General features: G+C 72.4%; 16 protein-coding genes. 8 read left to right on the plus strand and 8 right to left on the minus strand.

The features are described from left to right. The gene (locus AC07DF_RS09405; protein ID WP_478968594.1) at positions 1-1,719 is read left to right on the plus strand and encodes a hypothetical protein; all 1,719 of its coding nucleotides are present in this window, start codon (positions 1-3) and stop codon (positions 1,717-1,719) included. A 24-nt stretch (positions 1,720-1,743) separates the two neighbouring features. Here AC07DF_RS09405 and AC07DF_RS09410 read toward each other — a convergent pair whose 3' ends face one another. Beyond that, a complete protein-coding gene (locus AC07DF_RS09410) occupies positions 1,744-2,349 on the minus strand; it encodes a hypothetical protein (RefSeq protein ID WP_478968596.1) in 606 nt (201 codons plus the stop codon). A 2-nt stretch (positions 2,350-2,351) separates the two neighbouring features. Further along, entirely contained in the window at positions 2,352-3,008 is a 657-nt protein-coding gene (locus tag AC07DF_RS09415) for a nucleoside/nucleotide kinase family protein (RefSeq protein WP_478968599.1), read from the minus strand. 95 nt (positions 3,009-3,103) lie between these two features. Here AC07DF_RS09415 and AC07DF_RS09420 point away from each other — a divergent pair, with 95 nt between their 5' ends. The 4 genes from AC07DF_RS09420 (at position 3,104) to AC07DF_RS09435 (ending at position 8,455) form a co-directional block, all read left to right on the plus strand. Next, positions 3,104-3,844 carry an HAD family hydrolase gene (locus tag AC07DF_RS09420; RefSeq protein WP_478968601.1) on the plus strand — a complete coding sequence of 247 codons (741 nt, stop codon included), beginning with the start codon at positions 3,104-3,106 and terminating at the stop codon, positions 3,842-3,844. Next, positions 3,841-6,204, plus strand: coding sequence for a glycoside hydrolase family 65 protein (locus AC07DF_RS09425; RefSeq protein ID WP_478968603.1), 2,364 nt, complete (start codon positions 3,841-3,843; stop codon positions 6,202-6,204). Before AC07DF_RS09420 ends, AC07DF_RS09425 begins: the two co-directional genes overlap by 4 nt. A gap of 111 nt (positions 6,205-6,315) precedes the next feature. Continuing rightward, positions 6,316-7,809: a hypothetical protein gene (locus AC07DF_RS09430; protein ID WP_478968607.1), complete on the plus strand. Its 1,494-nt coding sequence runs from the start codon at positions 6,316-6,318 to the stop codon at positions 7,807-7,809. 154 nt (positions 7,810-7,963) lie between these two features. Further along, positions 7,964-8,455, plus strand: a complete 492-nt coding sequence (locus tag AC07DF_RS09435; protein WP_478969476.1) for a DUF5709 domain-containing protein — start codon at positions 7,964-7,966, stop codon at positions 8,453-8,455. A 54-nt stretch (positions 8,456-8,509) separates the two neighbouring features. On the opposite strand, the gene AC07DF_RS09440 is transcribed toward AC07DF_RS09435, so the two are convergent. Next, on the minus strand, positions 8,510-8,716 hold the full coding sequence (locus AC07DF_RS09440) for a hypothetical protein (RefSeq protein WP_189727596.1): 207 nt from the start codon (positions 8,714-8,716) through the stop codon (positions 8,510-8,512). A gap of 218 nt (positions 8,717-8,934) precedes the next feature. Here AC07DF_RS09440 and AC07DF_RS09445 point away from each other — a divergent pair, with 218 nt between their 5' ends. Beyond that, positions 8,935-9,171, plus strand: coding sequence for a chaplin (locus AC07DF_RS09445; RefSeq protein WP_382484577.1), 237 nt, complete (start codon positions 8,935-8,937; stop codon positions 9,169-9,171). Positions 9,172-9,234: 63 nt separating this feature from the next. Here the strand turns inward: AC07DF_RS09445 and AC07DF_RS09450 are convergent, their stop codons facing one another. Next, complete coding sequence (locus tag AC07DF_RS09450; RefSeq protein ID WP_478968613.1) at positions 9,235-10,338, minus strand: PP2C family protein-serine/threonine phosphatase; 1,104 nt, start codon at positions 10,336-10,338, stop codon at positions 9,235-9,237. A 314-nt stretch (positions 10,339-10,652) separates the two neighbouring features. Here AC07DF_RS09450 and AC07DF_RS09455 point away from each other — a divergent pair, with 314 nt between their 5' ends. Next, positions 10,653-11,540: a GNAT family N-acetyltransferase gene (locus AC07DF_RS09455; protein WP_478968616.1), complete on the plus strand. Its 888-nt coding sequence runs from the start codon at positions 10,653-10,655 to the stop codon at positions 11,538-11,540. A gap of 24 nt (positions 11,541-11,564) precedes the next feature. On the opposite strand, the gene AC07DF_RS09460 is transcribed toward AC07DF_RS09455, so the two are convergent. Continuing rightward, positions 11,565-12,449: a Gfo/Idh/MocA family protein gene (locus AC07DF_RS09460; protein ID WP_478968618.1), complete on the minus strand. Its 885-nt coding sequence runs from the start codon at positions 12,447-12,449 to the stop codon at positions 11,565-11,567. Between the two features lie 217 nt (positions 12,450-12,666). Between AC07DF_RS09460 and helR the strand changes: the two genes are divergently transcribed. Next, positions 12,667-14,853 carry an RNA polymerase recycling motor ATPase HelR gene (gene helR, locus AC07DF_RS09465; protein WP_478968620.1) on the plus strand — a complete coding sequence of 729 codons (2,187 nt, stop codon included), beginning with the start codon at positions 12,667-12,669 and terminating at the stop codon, positions 14,851-14,853. On the opposite strand, the gene AC07DF_RS09470 is transcribed toward helR, so the two are convergent. From AC07DF_RS09470 to AC07DF_RS09480, 3 genes are read right to left on the minus strand one after another with little or no spacing between them, the layout of a single operon-like run. Beyond that, on the minus strand, positions 14,813-15,682 hold the full coding sequence (locus AC07DF_RS09470; RefSeq protein ID WP_478968622.1) for a sugar phosphate isomerase/epimerase family protein: 870 nt from the start codon (positions 15,680-15,682) through the stop codon (positions 14,813-14,815). The two genes, helR and AC07DF_RS09470, sit on opposite strands and share 41 nt — an antisense overlap. Continuing rightward, entirely contained in the window at positions 15,679-16,701 is a 1,023-nt protein-coding gene (locus AC07DF_RS09475; RefSeq protein ID WP_478968625.1) for a Gfo/Idh/MocA family protein, read from the minus strand. Before AC07DF_RS09475 ends, AC07DF_RS09470 begins: the two co-directional genes overlap by 4 nt. Before the next feature lie 21 nt (positions 16,702-16,722). After that, entirely contained in the window at positions 16,723-18,162 is a 1,440-nt protein-coding gene (locus AC07DF_RS09480; RefSeq protein WP_478968627.1) for a sugar porter family MFS transporter, read from the minus strand. Positions 18,163-18,164 lie beyond the last annotated feature (2 nt).

Genomic DNA, 18,164 nt, shown 5'->3' on the forward strand with positions numbered 1-18,164 from the left:
TTGCCCAGCCCGCTCGACCAGGAGTTCGTCCGCGCGGTGGCCCGCGCCGCCGACCGGTCGGTCGCCCCCCTGGCGGCCGGCCCCGACGAGGAACCCGCCGGTCTGCACCACCGCGCTCTGGCGCGCCGGGTGAAGACCCTCGTCGCGGCGTACCGGTCCCCGGACTCGGCACTGCACGGCGACAGTGGGGCCGTCGCCGCCGCGACGACCCACCTCCGCGCCCTGCGGGCCGCGCAGACACCCACCGGACTCTTCGCCGGCGGCGACAACGTGCAGTCACCGCCGGACTCCGGGTTCACCGTCAACGACGTGTGCGACGCGCACGTCCTCGCCGCCGGCGCCGGGCCGGAACTGCACGACGTGACGGCGGCGCTCGCCGAGATCGCCGGCGCCGCCAGTGGCAGTCTCCTGACCGGTGGGGTGCACACCCCGAACCACCGCTGGGAGCTGTCCGCGGCGCTGGCCCGGCTGCACCGGTCGTTCCCGGACGACCGGCTGCTCGCCCGCATCGAGGAGTGGCTCTCCGAAGGCGTCGACATCGACGCGGAGGGCCTGTACTCGGAACGCAGCGCCAACTATGCGGCCCACGTGTCCAACCCTTCGCTGCTGCTGCTGGCCGACGTACTCGGCCGCACCGACCTGCTGGACGCCGTCGAACGCAATCTCGCCACCACCCTGGACCTCATCAGGCCGGACGGCACGGTCGAGACCGTCCTCTCGCGACGGCAGGACCAGAAGCACCCGTTCCCGCTGGCGCCCTACCTGCCGCACTACCGGCTGCTCGCGATCCGCACCGGCCGGGGCGACTTCGCCCGGGCGGCACGGCTGGCGGCCGCCGGCGGCATCGACGACCCCGACCTGCTCGCCGAGACCCTCCTCACGCCGGACCTGCGCCGCGTCCTGCCGGCACCGGAGGCGGATACCCTTCCGCGCGACCGGTACATCACCACCGCCCGCCTCGCCGCACGCGCCTCGGCCACCGCGCACACGGTGGTGTACGGCGGCTCGGACGTGCCCGAGCACCGGCGCATCCGCTCGGGCCTCGCCTGCAATCCCACCTTCCTGCGCCTCTTCGCCGGCGACGCGGTCCTCGACGCGGTCCGTCTCTCGCGGGGATTCTTCGACCTGGGCCCGTTCCGCGCCGCCGGCATGGAGCGGCTAGCCGACGACCGGTACCGGCTCACCGAAACCCTCACGGCGTCCTACTACCAGCCGCTGCCGAAGGACGAGAGGCGGGACGACGGCGTCTACCGGCTGGTGGACGACGGACGCTTCTCGGCCTCGATGGCCTTCCCGGAGCGGCCGCGGGACGAGGTCTCACACACGACCCGCGTCGAGGTGGAGCTGAGGGACGACGGTGCCGACCTGCGGATCGACATCAGCGGACCACGGGTGCCCTGGGCCCTCGAACTGACCTTCCGGCCGGGTGGAGTGCCGGAGGGCGCCGTACCGGTCGGCGACGGGCGCTGGTGCCTGACGACCGGGCCGATGACCTACCGGGTCGGTGACGACGAGATCCGGATCGAGGCCGACGTCGAGGCGGGCGAACCGCCGGCCGGGCCGGACCGGAGCGACGTACTGCGGTACGACCCGGGGCAGGACTACACCGTGGTGGGCGGGACCGACGCGACGAGCGGGAACCGCGTCTACATCGGGGGGCTCGGCCCGCACACCCTGACCGTGGCGCTGCGCGCCCGCCGGTCCGTACCCGTCGTGTGACTCCTGCCCGGGGCGGCCCGGGGATCACAGGGGCAGGCCGACCAGTCCGTACCCGCGTCGTCCGGCCTCGGTCACCACCACACCCCACTCGCGCAGCAGCACCGAGAACTCGTCGAAGTCCTCGATCCACCGCCCGGGGCACGCGGCATGGGTACCGTACGGTTCGCGCAGGCCCTCCAGCAGGGGCTCGGCCCGTGCCCAGTGCCCGGCCAGCGTGGACACGGTCGCGGGCGGGCAGGCGAGCAGGGTCCGGGGGTGCCAGGGGTCGGGGTCCGCGGGGAACAGTCCGCAGACGGGGGCGTCCTCGGCGCCGGTGTCCCAGATCAGGTCCCGCAGGAAAGCGTCCAGGTGCTCACGCGGCTCCGGGCCGGCGTGCTCCCGTACGTCCTCCCACGCCTGCCCCGCCCAGAAGTGGGGCTTGTAGGAGCCGGGGGTGCTGTGGAACTCGTAGCGGCCGCACCAGGGGACGTTCGGCGCGGCGGGCCACACCCAGCCCCGCCGCGGCTCCGCGTACCGGTCGAGCTCGTCCTCGGGCAGCGCGGCATCCTCGAGCAGCGCGTACCGCTCCCCGAACGGCGTCCGCTCCAGACGCTCCCAGTCGACCGCCAGCACCGTGATGTCCAGGCCCATGGTCACGTCTCCACGCGCGGCAGCGCCGAATCCGGCACCACCAGATCGGCCCGGCCCCGGGTCGTGGCGACCAGCTCGGCGTTGGGCCGGTCCGAGCGCGACACCCACGCCACCGCCTCCTCGTGGGACTTTCCGAACCGCTCGTGCCGGGCGACGAGCCTGCGGACGCGCTCCCGCTCCGGGAGTTCGCAGAACCACACCTCGTCGAGCCGCTGCCGCACCCGGGCCCAGGCGCCGTCGTCCAGGAGCAGGTAGTTGCCCTCGGTGACGACGAGCCGGGCCGACGGCGGCACCGGGATCGCCCCCGCGAGCGGCTGCTCCAGGACGCGTTCGAAGCCCGGCGCGTACACGACGTCGTCGTGCCTCTCCTCGCGCAGCCGCCCCAGCAGCGCCGCGTACCCGGCCGCGTCGAACGTGTCGGGCGCGCCCTTGCGGTCCCTGCGGCCGAGCCGCTCCAGTTCCGCGTCGGCGAGGTGGAAGCCGTCCATGGGGACGTGCGCGACCCAGGGTTCGCCGGACCCGTTCAGTTCCCGCACCAGGTGCTCGGCGAGCGTCGACTTGCCCGCGCCGGGGCTGCCGGCGATGCCGAGGATCGCGCGCCCGCCGCCCCGGGGGAGAGCGCGGGCGCGGTGGACGAGGTCGTCGAAGGTGAGCGGCACACCGCAGAGTGTGTCACCCCGTGCCAGGGCCGTCCGGGGCGCGTGTGTGGCGTGCGCCACTCACTGGACGCCTCCGTGCGGGGAACCGGTCCTGTATGACGCAGCTCGGTCTCCCCGAAGACATCCACGCCTGCCTCTTCGATCTCGACGGCGTCGTCACCAAGACGGCCGTCGTACACGCCGCCGCCTGGAAGGAGATGTTCGACGCCTTCCTGCGCGAGCGCGACGGCGAGGACTTCCGGCCGTTCGACGCGGCGTCCGACTACGACGAGTACGTCGACGGCCGGCCACGCGCCGACGGCGTGCGCACCTTCCTCGCCTCCCGGGGCATCGACCTGCCCGACGGAGACCCTGACGACCCACCGGGCGCGCGGACCGTGCACGGGCTCGGCAACCGAAAGAACGACCTGGTCCTGGAGAAGATCCGCACCGACGGCGTCGAGGCCTACGACGGCACCCTGCGCTATCTGCAGGCCGTCCGCGCCCACGGCCTGAGCACCGCGATCGTCTCGTCCAGCGCCAACTGCCGGGACGTGCTGCGCGCGATCGGCGCCGAGCACTTCTTCGACGTACGGATCGACGGTGTGGTCGCCGCCCAGCGCGAGCTGCCCGGCAAACCGAGCCCCGACACGTTCCTGGCCGCCGCCGAGGACCTGGGCATCGAACCGGCCGCGTCCGCCGTCTTCGAGGACGCCCTGGCCGGCATGGACGCCGGCCGCGCGGGCCGCTTCGGGTACGTCGTCGGCGTCGACCGCGTCGGACAGACCGACGCGCTGTACGCGCACGGCGCCGACGTGGTGGTGAAGGACCTCGGCGAGCTGGGAGGCCGGGAGTGATCGAGCAGCGGGCGTACGCCGTCGAGCCGTGGACCGTGCGCGAGACGGAACTCAACCTCGGCCTCCTGGCCCAGAGCGAGTCCGTGTTCGCCCTGTCCAACGGGCACATCGGCTGGCGCGGCAACCTCGACGAGGGCGAACCGCACGGTCTGCCCGGCTCCTACCTCAACGGCGTCCACGAACTGCACCCGCTGCCCTACGCGGAGGCCGGCTATGGCTACCCGGAGTCCGGCCAGACGTCCATCAACGTCACCAACGGCAAGGTGCTGCGCCTGCTGGTCGACGACGAGCCGTTCGACCTGCGCTACGGCCGGCTCGTCACCCATGAGCGGACCCTGGACCTCAGGCGGGGGGTGCTGGAACGGGTCTGCGAGTGGACCTCCCCGGCCGGCTCGACCGTCCGCGTGCGCTCCACGCGGCTGGTGTCCCTGACCCAGCGGGCGATCGCCGCCGTGGCGTACGAGGTGGAGCCCGTCGACAGCCGGACCCGCGTCGTCGTCCAGTCGGAGCTGGTCGCCAACGAGAGTTTGCCCGAGCCGGACGGCGACCCGCGCGCCGCCAAGGCCCTGAAGTCGCCGCTCGAACCCGAGGAGGACCTCGCCTCGGGCAGCCGGCTGCGCCTGGTCCACCGCACCCGCCGCAGCGGCCTCCGGGTCGCCGTGGCCGCCGACCACGTCGTCACCGGCCCCGAACGGACCACGACGAGCAGCGAGAGCAACGTGGACGTGGCCCGGCTGACCGTCACCTCCGTGCTGGAGCCGGGGGAGCGGCTGCGCGTGGAGAAGCTGGTCGCGCACGGCTGGTCCGGTGTCCGCTCCCGGCCCGCGATGAGCGACCAGGTCGAGGCGGCGCTGGCGGCGGCCGCGCACAGCGGCTGGCGGGGGCTGCTGAAGGACCAGCGGTCCTACCTCGACGACTTCTGGGGCCGCGCCGATGTCGAGGTCGACGGCGACGAGGAGATCCAGCAGGCCGTCCGCTTCGCCCTGTTCCACGTCCTCCAGGCCGGCGCCCGCGCCGAGCAGCGCGCCATCCCCGCCAAGGGGCTCACGGGCTCCGGTTACGACGGCCACGCCTTCTGGGACACCGAGGCCTTCGTCCTGCCCCTGCTGACCTACACAGCGCCGCAGGCCGCCGCCGAGGAACTGCGCTGGCGTCTCGACACCCTGCCGGCCGCCCGGGAGCGCGCGGCCCAACTGGGCCTCAGCGGCGCCGCGTTCCCCTGGCGCACCATCGAGGGCTCGGAAGGCTCCGCCTACTGGCCGGCCGGCACGGCCGCCTTCCATGTGGGCGCCGACATCGCGGACGCCGTCGTGCGGTACGTGGCGGTCACCGGCGACGAGAGGTTCGAACGCGAGGTCGGCGTGGAGCTGCTGGTGGAGACCGCCCGCCTGTGGCGCTCCCTCGGCCACCACGACGACCGGGGCGCCTTCCACATCGACGGCGTCACCGGACCGGACGAGTACAGCGCGATCGCCGACGACAACACGTACACCAACCTCATGGCCCGCGCGAACCTGCTGGCCGCCGCCGACGCCTGCAAACGCCACCCCGACGAAGCGGCCCGGCTCGGCGCCGACGAGGAGGAGAGCGCCGCCTGGCGGGACGCCGCCGAGGCCATGCACGTCCCCTACAACGACGAACTCGGCGTGCACGAACAGCACGCCGGCTTCACCCGCTACCAGCGCTGGGACTTCGCGAGCACGGGCCCGGACCAGTATCCGCTGATGCTCCACTTCCCCTACTTCGACCTGTACCGCAAGCAGGTGATCAAGCAGGCGGACCTTGTGCTGGCGATGTACACCTGCGGCAGCTACTTCGAGGAGTCCTTCGACAGCCGCGCCGAGGAGCAGATCGCCCGCAACTTCGCCTACTACGAGCCGCTGACCGTGCGGGACTCCTCCCTGTCGGCGTGCGTCCAGGCCGTCATGGCCGCCCGGACGGGCCATCTGGACCTGGCCTACGCCTACACGGCCGAGGCCGCGCTGATGGACTTGGGGGACCTGGAGCACAACACCCGCGACGGACTGCACATCGCCTCGCTGGCCGGTACCTGGATGGCGCTGGTCGCCGGGTTCGGCGGCATGCGGTGCGCCGACGGGACCCTGCGGTTCGCGCCCCGGCTGCCCGAGAGGTTCAGCCGGCTGGCGTTCACGGTGGGGTTCCTCGGCCGGTGCCTGCGCGTGGAGCTGGCCGCCGACCGCGCCACCTACACCCTGAGCGCCGGCCCGCCCTTGACACTCCATCACCACGGCACCGAGCTGACGGTGAGTGAGGATGCCCCGGTGACCCGGACCGTGCCCCCGCTGACACAGCGTCCGGCCCCGAGCCAGCCGCCGCACCGGGCCCCGAACGCCCGCTGACGCTCACTTCGCGTCAGGCACTTGGCCGTATTCCGCCCTGCGTTCCTCCATGCCGCGGGTTAGTTTGTCCATGTTTGTCAAGTTTTAGGACAATGGGACAAGGGGCGGAACATGACCGACGGCTCCAACGCCATCCTGGTTCGCAGGCGAAGACGCGAACCGACGGCCGGGCCGGGCGCGCCCCGCGGAGTCCGGGGGAACCGGGCGCTCGCCGCGGTGGCGGCCGTCTTCACGCTGGCTCAACTCGCCCTGGTCCGGCCCGTGCTGGGTCTCGGCTGGGACGAGATCGTCTACGTCAGCCAGGTTACCTCCCACACCCCGGCGGCCTTCTTCAGCGCACCGCGATCCCGGGGCGTCTCGCTGCTCGTGGCGCCCGTGGCGTCCTGGTCGACGTCCGTCCCGCTGCTGCGCGTCTATCTCGCCCTGCTGTCCGGGCTCGGCCTCTACCTGGCCCTGCGCGCCTGGCGGGGCCTGTTCCCGACCCGTGTCCTGGTCGTCGGCGGCGCCCTCTTCGCCTCCTTGTGGGTGACCCTCTTCTACGGCCCCCAGGCCATGCCCAACTACTGGGTGGCGATCGGCGCCCTGATCTGCGCGGGCTGCTTCCTGCGGGCTCGGAAGGAACGTTCCGCCCGGGCGGTCCTGTGGGGGGTCGCCGCCGGCGCCGCGCTGATGGCGTGGATGCGGCCCACCGACGCGGTCTACGTGACCGTGCCGCTGCTCGTCCTCGCACTGGCGCGCCGCCACCGGCGCCTGCTCCTCGCCCTCCTGGCGGGCCTCGCCGCGGGCGCCGTCCCGTGGGTGATCGAGGCCTACGCCGGCTACGGCGGCCTGGGGGAGCGTCTGTCGGAGGCCTCGCGCATCCAGGGCGGACTGGGCTGGTACTTCGCCGTCGACGACCAGCTGCGCAGCCTCGGCGGCCGGGCCCTGTGCCGGCCGTGCACCGGCTCGATGCCCAACCCACTGGTCCTCATCTGGTGGTTCGTCCTGCCCGTACTGGCCGGCCTCGGACTGCTCGTCGCGGCCCGGGCCCGGCGCCTGGGGCGGACCCTCGTCCCGCTGACCTGCGCCGCCACGGCCGCCCTGCCGTACCTCTTCATGATCGGATACGCGGCGCCCCGCTTCCTCACACCCGCCTACGCCCTGCTCGCGATCCCGGTCGCCGACGCCCTGTGGCACCTGGTCAGGACCCCGGGCGGGACATGGCGGCCGGTGGCCGCCGCGCTGGTCGCGCTCGGGCTGGCCGGCCACCTGGCCGCGCAGATCGCCGTCCTGGAGGGCGCCGTGTCCCGCAACACCGAGAGCCGCCGCGACTGGGGCCGCACGGCCGACGCCCTGCACCGCCTCGGTGTCCGCCCGCCCTGCCTGCTCACCGGGCACGAGGCCATCCCGATCGGCTACTACACGGGCTGTTCCTCGGGAGCGACCGCCGGCAACAACGAGAACACCACCGCGGGAGCCATCCTGCGCACCGCGGACCGGCTCCCGGTCGCCCACATCGCACCGGCCGACGGCACCCCGCCCCGCTACGCCCGCGCCTGGCCCGTCCACCGGATCTCGGACCTGGACGTCCGGGTCGCACCGCGGCCGCGGCGGGAGGGCCCCTGACGGACTGAGCACGCGCCGGATCGACGGTGCGGCGGGACGCGGCGGCGGACGCCGAGGTTACGAGCCCGCCGATCGGGAACGCGGAACGGGCACCTGAGACCGACGAGTCGCCGCAGCGCGCGACAGGGAGGCAGAAGTGATGGGCACGGAACCGATGCGCCCCGAACCGATGGCGGACGACGCGTACCAGCCCACCGGGACCAACGAGGAGCAGGCGGACGCCGCACCGCTGGATCTGCAGGACGCCGTCGACGAACGGACCTACGACGACACCCTCGACGAGGGCTACTCCCCGCCGGAGAAACCGCTCGGCGTCAGCAAGAGCGGCACCACCGCCGCCGAGCAGCACAAGGGCGAGACCCTCGACGAGCGGCTGTCCCAGGAGGTCCCCGACGTGTCGGCCGAACCGGCCGGGGACGGAGTGGGCGACAGCCCCGACAGTGACGGCGAGCCGGTGGACCCTCAGGCTGGCACCGCCCGCGCCGGACGCCTGGTCGCCCCGGACGAGGGCGCCCACGCCGACACCACGAAGGAGACCGTCGCGACCGACATCGGCATCGACGGCGGCGCGGCCGGCGCGGAGGAGGCCGCCGTGCACGTGGTGGAGGACGACAGCACCCTGCCCGGGGACGACGACACGGCGTGAACCACCGGCGGCCGGGAGGCCGGCCCCCTCGGCGGACACCGAGGGGGCCGTCGGCTACGGCAGCAGCTTCTCGAGCGCGGCGGGCCCCTCGGCCGCCAGCTTGCGCCTGGCCCATTCGAGGTTGTGCGGGGTGAGGTCCTTGCCCGAGGCGAGGACCAGGTCCTCCGGCGACACGTCGGTGCCGGTGCGGGCGTGGAGCAGGCGGTCCGGGGTGGCGCGGTCCTCGGGCGGCCGGGACGCGTGGGGCTGTGACGTCGACATGTTCTCTGCTCCTAGGGTCCGGATCGCTGGTGCGGCCCCGGTGCTGAAAAACGGGTCCGCTATCACCATTCCCCGCGGGAGCGCGGCGTGCATCCGGAGGGCGCGGATCCGGCCCGGGAAAGCCCCTGCCCCCCGTTCGGACGCCCACCGATGTTGCCGTGCCGCACCCCGGGCGACGGTGGACACACGTGTCCCCTTCGACCGACAGGAGCTTTCCCATGCGCACACGTGTGACCGCCGCCTTCGGCCTGGCCTGCGCCGCCCTTCTGGCCTGTGCCGGTACCGCCAGCGCCGACGCGGAAGCCGAAGCCATCGCCGTCGGCAGCCCCGGCTTCCTTTCCGGCAACGTCGTACAGATCCCCATCGACATCGATGCCAACATCTGCGGCAACTCGGTCAACTTCATCGGCGCGTTCAACCCCGCTATCGGCAACAAGTGCTCGATCAAGGACTGATCCACCGGTCGTACAACCGCCGGCGGCGGTTCGCGAAGCGTCGCGGGCCGCCGCCGGCCGCCGTCAGGGCCCGCTCCGCGGACAGGGCGCGAGCACGAGCATCGTGACGTCGTCCCGTACGTCCGGGCAGTGCCGGACGAGGTCGGCCCACACCCGCTCGGCCAGGGCGGCGGGCTCCTCCTCGGCGAAGCCCGGCAGCCGCTCCGCCAGTGGGTAGAAGACCCCGTCGGAGTCCCTGGCCTCGGTGACCCCGTCGGACGCGAGGAACAGCCGGTCGCCGGCGCGCAGCCGCACCGAGACGACCCGGGGCGCAGTCGCCTCGGCGAGGCCGAGACCGAGCGGTGTGCACGGCTCGATGTCCAGCTCGACGGCACGCCCGTCGCGCAGCAGCAGCGGGCCGGACTGCCCGCACGCCACGATCCGCACCACACTCGCGTCGGCGGAGAAGCCGAGCAGCACCGCCGTCGCGAACAACTCGGCGTGCGGTTCGCCCGCCGAGTCCGTCACCAGCCTCCGGTCGAGCCGGGCCGCCACCGCCTCCGGATCCGGCTGGTCCAGCACCGCCTCCCGGAAGGCCCCCAGCAGCGACGCGACCGTGGCCACGGCCGAAAGACCGTGTCCCTGGACATCGCCCATGACCGCCCGTACGCCGTCAGGTCCCGCCCGTACGTCGAAGAAGTCGCCCCCGACCAGCGTCCCGCTCTGCGCGGCCCGGTACAGCCCCGCGCACCGCACCGGCCCGACCCGCTCCCGCAGCGGCGGTACGACGGCCTGCTGGGCGGCCTCGGCGACGGCCCGCTCGGTGACCAGCTGGGCGTCACGCCGGCTGCGGACGAACGACAGCAGCACGCTCAGCACCGCCACGAAGCACACGGTGAGTAAATCGGTGCTGCCGGGGTCGTTCAGGCTGAAGACCGGGATGGTCAGCACGACCACCACCAGTGCCCCCAGCACCGCCGTGGCCGCCGGTCCGTGCGCGAGCACGGCCAGTGGCGGAATGGCGCCCAGCAGGAATCCGATGTCGAGCGGCTCCGGGCTGATCAGCTCCGCCGCGCACACGCCCGCCAGCAGCGCGGACGGCAGGACCCGCGCCCAGCCCGGCGGGGGCGCGCCGCGCAGCCAGCCACGCCGGTCCCGGCGCCGCAGCCGGTCGCGCACACTGCTCACACCACCACGCTGCTACGCCCGACCGGGCGCCGCACGCCGGGCCCGCGCAGGCGTCCAGGGCCGGTCGGCAGGGCGTGAGCGTGGGCCGGGCGTAGTGATCGGTCAGGCCGGAGGGCTCCCTGAGCCGGGCCGGAATTCGATGGACGGTCCGTCGGTGCCCCCGTAGCCTGTGGGGCGCCACGCCCCGAGACCCGTGGAAGGAGGGCTGAACCGTGCAGTTCACACCGTTCCAGCGCTCCCTGCCCTCGTCCCCGGCGTGTCTCGACCGACCTGACCGGGAGCGCTCCTCACCGCATGCTTCCCGGAGGAAGTCCATGACCGACGTGGTCATCCGCGCGCTCGACGCGAGCGCCACCGATCTCTTCGACACCCTGCCCGACCCGCTGGGCGCCCGCGAGGGCCACCGCCTGACCCGGCACCGCCCCGACTGGAAGCGGGTGGCCCTGCGCGACGGCAGGGTCGTCGCCCGTGGTGCCTGGTGGGGCGGCCCCGACGACACCGAACCCCTCAGCCTCAACTGGTTCGACGTCGCGGAGGGCGAGGAGGAGGCAGGCGCCGCACTCCTGCGCTCCGCGCCCTGGCAGGTGGAACTCGAACTGAACCTGCCCGCCGGCTGGCGCGACGCCCCGGCCCTGCGCACCGCCGCCGAGACCCGCTTCGCCGCCGCGCGGAAGGCCGGTTACGACCTCCTGGTCGAACGCCTGCTGTACCGCTGGACCCCCGGGCACGGCCTGCCCGAACGGCCCGGGCGCCTGGTGTTCCGCCCCGAACCGGACGACGCCGTGTTCTTCGACGCGCTGCGCCGGATCCACTCCGTCACCCTGGACGCACACGCGCTGAAGGCGATCGAGGAGGGCGGACTCGACCGGGCGGCCCAGGAGGAACTCGACTTCTTCCACTGGTGCCCCTCGCCACGCGAGTGGTGGCAGATCGCGTACACACCCCGGGGCGAGCCGGCCGGCATCCACATCCCGGCCCACAACCCGACGGGCCCGTGCATCGGCTTCATCGGGGTCCTGCCCGAACAGCGCGGCCAGGGCTACGCCTACGACCTCCTGGCCGAGTGCACCCACTTCCTGGTCGAACAGGGCGCGGAGTTCGTCGCCGCCGCCACGGACCAGGGCAATTTCCCCATGGCCGCGAACTTCGCCAAGGCCGGTTTCCCGGTGGTCAGGGAACGGTTCAACTTCCACCCGGTGTAGGCGGTCGTACGGCGGCGCCGCGGACTAGCGTGCGCCGCCGTTCAGCAGGTCGTCGGCCGCCGTGAGGATCTCCGTGACACGGAGGCCGAACGCCGCGTCGCACGCGTGCGGGCGGCCGGTGCGGGCCGAGGTGAGCAAAGCGTCCACGGCCCGCATCAGGGCCGGCACCGCTCCGTCGGAACTCTCCGGCAGGACAGCGACCCCGGCCTCCCCCCTCAACTCCAGTGCGGCACCGGCCGCCGCGGGCGGCGCCGTCAGGCTCAGGGTGAGGGTGCTCGACGCGCCACCGGCGTGATCGAGGACGACATGCGCCGTGTCTCCGGGACCGTAGGCGGCGGCCGCCACGCGCCGCACGTCGCCCAGCACCGGCAGCAGCACGGACAGGGCGTGCGGCCCGACGTCCCACAGGGCGCCCTTCTCCCGCCGCCACGGTGTCGCGAAGGGGCTCTCGCTGGTGAACACGGCCCCGAGCCACTGCGCCCACCCCGTGAACCAGCCCGGCACTCCCGCCTGCTCGGTGATCCACGCCTCCGGCCCGGGCTGGAAGCGCGTCGTGAAGAACACGACCGAGGCGACCCCCGCCTCCTCGACGGCCTCGACCACGGCCCGCCCCTGCTCCACAGTCGGCGCGAGAGGCTTGTCGAGCAGCAGATGGCACCCCGCCCGGGCCGCACGCGCGGCCAGCCCGGCCTGCACCTGCGGAGGCAGCGCCACGGCGACGGCGTCCACGTCGGCGAACAGCTCGTCGGCGTCGTCGTACGCCCGCACACCGTGCCGCTCGGCCAGCTCCTTGGCGGCTTCGGGGCGGCGGCCCCACACCCCGGCGAAGTCCAGCTCCTCGTGCCCGCTCAGTGCGGGCGCGTGGGCCATCCGCGCCCACGGTCCGGTGCCCAGCAGTCCTGTCCGCATGCCGCCGCCTCTCCACGGGTGCCTGAACGAAGAGAGTGCCACACGGAGAGGACGGGCGGCCGGGAGGGCCGCACAGCGAGAAAGGCAACAAGAAAGGCAAGGAGTCGTCTCCTTGCCACTCTCAACTTATAGCGCACGGGGGGTCTTGCGGCAAGGCCCCCATGGTGCCGCAAACTGTCCGGCCTGAGCCCAGGACCTGCGGAAACGGGAGCATGACGTGACCCCCCTGACCACGAGCGCGTTCGATCTTCCGGACCGCCTCTCGCACAAGGCCGACCCCGTGCTGATCGCCGGGGACGAGCGGCACTTCGCCGCCGTCGCCGAGTGCTTGGAGCAGTCGATCGCCGAACTGACCGACCGGCTGGAGGCCGAGCGCAGGGCACCCGGCGGCAAGGGCAGGCAGGCGATGGACCGGGACGCGGAGATCCACCGGCTGACCACCCGCCTGCGCGCACTGCGCCGCTTCGGACTGGACGTGTGCCTCGGGCACATGGTCGGGGCCGACGACTCCGAGCCCGTGTACGTGGGACGACTCGGCCTCACGGACAGCGAGGGCCGCCGGCTCCTGGTCGACTGGCGTTCCCCCGCCGCCGAGCCGTTCTTCGGAGCCACCCACGCCGACCCGATGGGCCTGGCGAGCCGCCGCAGGTACCGCTGGACCGGCGGCCGGATCAGTGACTACTGGGACGAGGTGTTCACCGCGGACGGCATCTCCGGGCACGCCGCGCTCGACGACCAGTCCGCCTTCATCGCCAGCCTCGGCACCGACCGCTCACCCCGGATGCGGGACGTGCTCGGCACCATCCAGGCCGACCAGGACGCCATCATCCGCGCGGGCTCCCGCGGTGCCCTCGTCGTCGACGGCGGCCCGGGCACCGGCAAGACCGTCGTCGCCCTGCACCGCTCCGCCTACCTCCTCTACTCCGACCCCCGCCTCGGGCAGCACCGCCGGGGCGGTGTGCTCTTCGTCGGCCCGCACCGGCCCTATCTGTCCTACGTCTCCGACGTCCTGCCCGGCCTCGGCGAGGAGGGCGTGCAGACCTGCGTCCTGCGGGACCTCGTCGACGAGGGAGCCGAGGCGGGGACCGAGACCGACCCGGACGTGGCACGCCTGAAGTCGTCCGCGGACATGGTGAGGGCGATCGAGAAGGCCGTCACGTTCTACGAGGAGCCGCCCACCGAGGCGATGACGATCACGACCCACTGGTCCGACGTCCACCTCAAAGCCCGCGACTGGGCCGTGGCCTTCGCAGCGGCGGAACCCGGCACTCCGCACAACGAGGCGCGCGACCAGGTCTGGGAGGAACTGCTCACGATCCTCCAGGACAAGCACGACGGCGACGTGCCGGCGGACCTCCTGCACGGATCGCTGTCGCGGAACAGGGAACTGCGCACCGTCTTCGACCGCGCGTGGCCGCTGCTCGAAGCGGCCGACCTCGTGTCGGACCTGTGGTCGGTGCCCGCCTATCTGCGGATGTGCGCGCCCTGGCTCAGCCGGGACGAGGTCCGGACACTGCAGCGCGCGAACGCCCGGGCCTGGACCGTGTCCGACCTGCCGATCCTGGACGCCGCACGGCAACGGCTCGGCGACCCGGAGGCGTCCCGCCGCAAGCGCCAAAACGACGCCGTCGTGGCCACCGAACGCGAGCGCATGGGCAGGGTCATCGACGATCTGCTCGAGGCCCACAGCCATGACGACGGCGAAGGTGTGCTGGTCATGCTGCACGGACAGGACATGCGCAACTCCCTCGTGGACGAAACCGCCCTGGCCGCCGCCGACCCGGACCGGCTCGCCGGCCCCTTCGCGCACATCGTCGTGGACGAGGCACAGGAACTGACGGACGCGGAGTGGCAGATGCTGCTGCTGCGCTGCCCGTCCCGGAGCTTCACCATCGTCGGGGACCGCGCCCAGGCCCGCCACGGCTTCACGGAGTCGTGGCGGGAACGGCTCGAACGGGTCGGGTTCGACCGGATCGACCTCGCCTCGCTGAGCATCAACTACCGCACGCCGGAGGAGATCATGACGGAGGCCGAGCCGGTCATCCGGGCCGTGCTCCCGGACGCCAACGTGCCGGCCTCCATCCGCAGCGGCGGCGTCCCCGTCGTCCACGGAGCCGCCGCCGAGCTGAACTCGGTCCTCGACACCTGGCTGGCCGCCCATGACGACGGGATCGCCTGTGTCATCGGCGATCCCGCCTTCCGGCCCCCTTCGTCACGCGTCCGGTCGCTGACCCCGGAGCTGTCGAAGGGGCTGGAGTTCGACCTGGTCGTCCTCGTCGACCCGGAGGACTTCGGCACCGGCGTCGAGGGAGCGGTCGACCGCTATGTCGCGATGACCCGGGCGACCCGGCAGCTCGTCGTCCTCACGAGCCCGCGAGTTCCTTCCGGATCCGGTCCAGCATGAACGCCGACGATTCCCGGGCCCGCTCCTCCCAGGCGAAGACACAGGACGTGGCGACACCGTCGAAGCCCAGCTCGCGCAGAGTGCCGAAGAAGGTGTCCCAGTCGACCTCGCCCTGACCGATGTCGAGGTGCTGATGGATCCGGGCCGGCGTGCCCGGCGGGTTGAGGATGTACCGCAGACCGCTGGAGCCCTTGTGGTTGAAGGAGTCCGCGACATGCACGTGCTGGAGCCTGTCACCGGCGTAGCGCATCATCGCCGCGATGTCCGCCGTCGGGTCGGAGCCCGAGAGATGGAAGGTGTGCGGGGCGCAGTACAGGTAGTTCACCCACGGCTTGTTGATCGCGCGGACGAGATCGACGGCCGGGGTGTTCTCCTCGCAGAAGTCGTCCGGGTGGGCCTCCAGGTTCAGGGCGAGGCCCTCCCGCTCGAAGACCGGCAGCAGCTCCTCCAGCGAACGCCAGAAGGCGGACTCGCTCTCCGCGGCGCGTTCGGGCCGGCCGTTGAACTCCGAGTTCATCAGCGGGCATTCGAGATCCACGGTGATCTCGATCATCCGCTTCCAGTAGCGGACGGCCGTCTGCCGCTCGGTCTCGTCCGGTGAGGACCATTTGTACAGCGGCAGTACCGAGGACAGTTGCACGCCGTGCCTGCGCAGCGACTGCTTCAGCTCCGCCACCCGCGCGTCGTCCGCCCGCGGGTGCAGGAAGAACGGCATGAAGTCCTCGCGGGGCGACAACTCGATGTATTCGTAGCCGAGTTCGGCGACCGTGCGCACCATCTCGTTGATCGGCAGGGCACGGAACATGTACGGGTCGAGGGCGATCTTCACGCGGTGCCTCCGTAGAACGCGGGGCGGGGCTTCATGTCGACGGTGACGATCTCTCCGCCACCGGACTCCAGGGACCGGACGGTGGCGTCGGTGATGACGGTGGCGGCGTAACCGTCCCAAGCGGAGGGGCCGGTGGGCTCGGTACCGGCCGCCACGGCGGCGACCCACTCGCGGAACTCGGTGTCGAAGGCCTCAGCGAACCGGTCCTTCCAGTCCTGCAGCACGCCCGTGCCGTGCCGGGCCGCGGTGCGGATCCCGACGGCCGCCGGGTCCGGCAGCCGGACCAGGCCGTCCTCGCCCACGACCTCGCACTGGATGTCGTAGCCGTACTGGCAGTTGACGAAGACCTCCAGGTCGATACGGACGCCCTCGCTCGTCTCGAAGACCATGATCTGCGGGTCCTTGAGGTGCCCGAACCGCTTGCTCGTGGCGCGCGGGGTGACCACCTGCGCGGAGACGATCTCGTCGTCGAGCAGCCAGCGCAGCACGTCGATCTCGTGCACGGCCGTGTCCTGGGCGGCCATCGCGGAGTGGTACGACTCCGGGACGGTCGGGTTGCGGTGGGCGCAGTGCACGATCAGCGGGGCCCCGAGCGAACCGGTCGACAGGACCTCCTTCATCTGCCGGTACCCGGCGTCGAAGCGGCGCATGAAGCCGACCTGCACCAGCCTGCGGCCGTGCGCCCGCTCGGCCTCGACGATCCGCAGACAGTCCTCCGCGGTCGTGGCCAGCGGCTTCTCGCAGAACACCGGCTTGCCGGCCGCGATCGCGTTCAGGACGTGCTCGGCGTGGGTCGGCCCCCACGAGGTGACGAGAACGGCGTCCACATCGGGGGAGGCGACCAGATCAGCGCCGGTGGGCACCGCGGTGGCACCGAGCCGGGCCGCCACCTCGGCGGCACGCCCGGTGTCGACATCGGCCACCGCCGTGACGGCCGCCCCGGTGACGACCTCGGTGAGCCGCCGGGCGTGGTCCTGGCCGATCATTCCGGCGCCGATGACGCCTACACGTACGGTCATGAAGAACTCCTCGAAGGATGATCAGGAAAAGCGCGTCCGGAGCTCGGCCTCGAGCGACTCGAGAGTGCGGCCCTTGGTCTCGGGGACGTAGAGCTTCACGAAGGTGAGGGACAGCAGGCCCGCCACCACGAACAGGAAGAAGGTGTTGGAGATCCCGATCCCGGAGACCAGGGACGGGAAGACGAGGCCGATCACGAAGTTGGTCAGCCACAGCACCACGGCCGCGACACCCATGCCGAAGCCGCGCATCCGCATCGGGAAGATCTCCGACAGCATCAGCCAGGTCACCGGCGAGATCGCGCCCTGCTGGAAGGCGAGGAACGTGACCGTCATCGCGAGCACCGCGAACGCCCGCGGATCACCGGAGGGCAGCACCAGGGAGAACACGCCGATCAGCAACAGGGCCACGGTCGTGCCGAGCTGACCGGTCATCAGCATCGGCCGGCGATTGACCCGGCCGAGCAGCCAGATGCCGACGAAGGTGGCCAGCACCGAGATCACACCGTTGGCGATGTTCGCCGTCAGCGCGCTGTCCGCGGCGAAGCCGGCGTCGGTGAGGATCTGCGTGCCGTAGTACATGATCGTGTTGACGCCGGTGATCTGCTGCACGATCGCGATGCCGAACCCGACGAACATCAGCTTCCGCACCCACGGCGTGCTCTTGATGTCCTGCCAGCCGCCGAGCTTCTCCTGCTCGTCCTTGACGGCGAGCGCGGAGACCTCCTTCAGCTCGGCCTCGGCCCGGGCCTGCGACCGCACCTGCTTGAGGACTTCGAGGGCCTCGCCGAAACGGCTCTGGGAGGCCAGCCAGCGCGGGCTCTCCGGCATCACCAGCATGCCGAACCAGAGCACCACCGCCGGCAGCGTGGCGATGACCAGCATCCAGCGCCACACCCCGCCGGACTCGCCGCCGAGCCGCGCGATGATCGCGTTGGACGTGAAAGCCAGCAGCTGACCGGAGACGATCATCAGCTCGTTGCGGGTGACGAGAGCGCCGCGCCGCTCGGCGGGCGACACCTCCGCGAGATACACCGGCACCGTCACCGACGCGCCGCCGACCGCGAGACCGAGCACGAAGCGCGCCACGATCATCACCTCGGTCGTCGGGGCGAGCGTGCAGCCGAGCGCGCCGACGAAGAACAGCACGGCCAGCAGCAGGATGTTGCGCCGCCTTCCGCGCGCGTCCGACAACCGGCCGCCGGTTACCGCGCCCAGCGCGGCACCCAGCAGCAGCGAGCTGGTGACCATGCCCTCGGTGACCGGGGTCAGGCCGAGGTCGTCGGTCATATAGGGCAGGGCGCCGTTGATGACACCCGTGTCGTAGCCGAAGAGCAGACCACCGAACGTGGCGATGATGGTGATCATCCGCAGCCGCCGGGAGACCGCCGGCGGGGTCTCGTCCGCGACGCCGGTGGCCGGGGCCGGGTCGGAGGATGGTGTCGTGTCGTCCCTGACGTCCATGG

The organism is Streptomyces sp. NPDC044719 (assembly GCF_056433405.1).

Excerpts from the sequence above, each read along its gene's own strand:
- AC07DF_RS09430 (WP_478968607.1), top strand. The coding sequence starts at position 6,316 with ATGACCGACGGCTCCAACGCCATCCTGGTTCGCAGGCGAAGACGCGAA.
- AC07DF_RS09445 (WP_382484577.1), top strand. The coding sequence starts at position 8,935 with ATGCGCACACGTGTGACCGCCGCCTTCGGCCTGGCCTGCGCCGCCCTT.
- AC07DF_RS09420 (WP_478968601.1), top strand. The coding sequence starts at position 3,104 with ATGACGCAGCTCGGTCTCCCCGAAGACATCCACGCCTGCCTCTTCGAT.
- AC07DF_RS09440 (WP_189727596.1), bottom strand. The coding sequence starts at position 8,716 with ATGTCGACGTCACAGCCCCACGCGTCCCGGCCGCCCGAGGACCGCGCC.
- AC07DF_RS09480 (WP_478968627.1), bottom strand. The coding sequence starts at position 18,162 with ATGGACGTCAGGGACGACACGACACCATCCTCCGACCCGGCCCCGGCC.
- AC07DF_RS09460 (WP_478968618.1), bottom strand. The coding sequence starts at position 12,449 with ATGCGGACAGGACTGCTGGGCACCGGACCGTGGGCGCGGATGGCCCAC.
- AC07DF_RS09435 (WP_478969476.1), top strand. The coding sequence starts at position 7,964 with ATGCGCCCCGAACCGATGGCGGACGACGCGTACCAGCCCACCGGGACC.
- AC07DF_RS09410 (WP_478968596.1), bottom strand. The coding sequence starts at position 2,349 with ATGGGCCTGGACATCACGGTGCTGGCGGTCGACTGGGAGCGTCTGGAG.
- AC07DF_RS09475 (WP_478968625.1), bottom strand. The coding sequence starts at position 16,701 with ATGACCGTACGTGTAGGCGTCATCGGCGCCGGAATGATCGGCCAGGAC.
- AC07DF_RS09455 (WP_478968616.1), top strand. The coding sequence starts at position 10,653 with ATGACCGACGTGGTCATCCGCGCGCTCGACGCGAGCGCCACCGATCTC.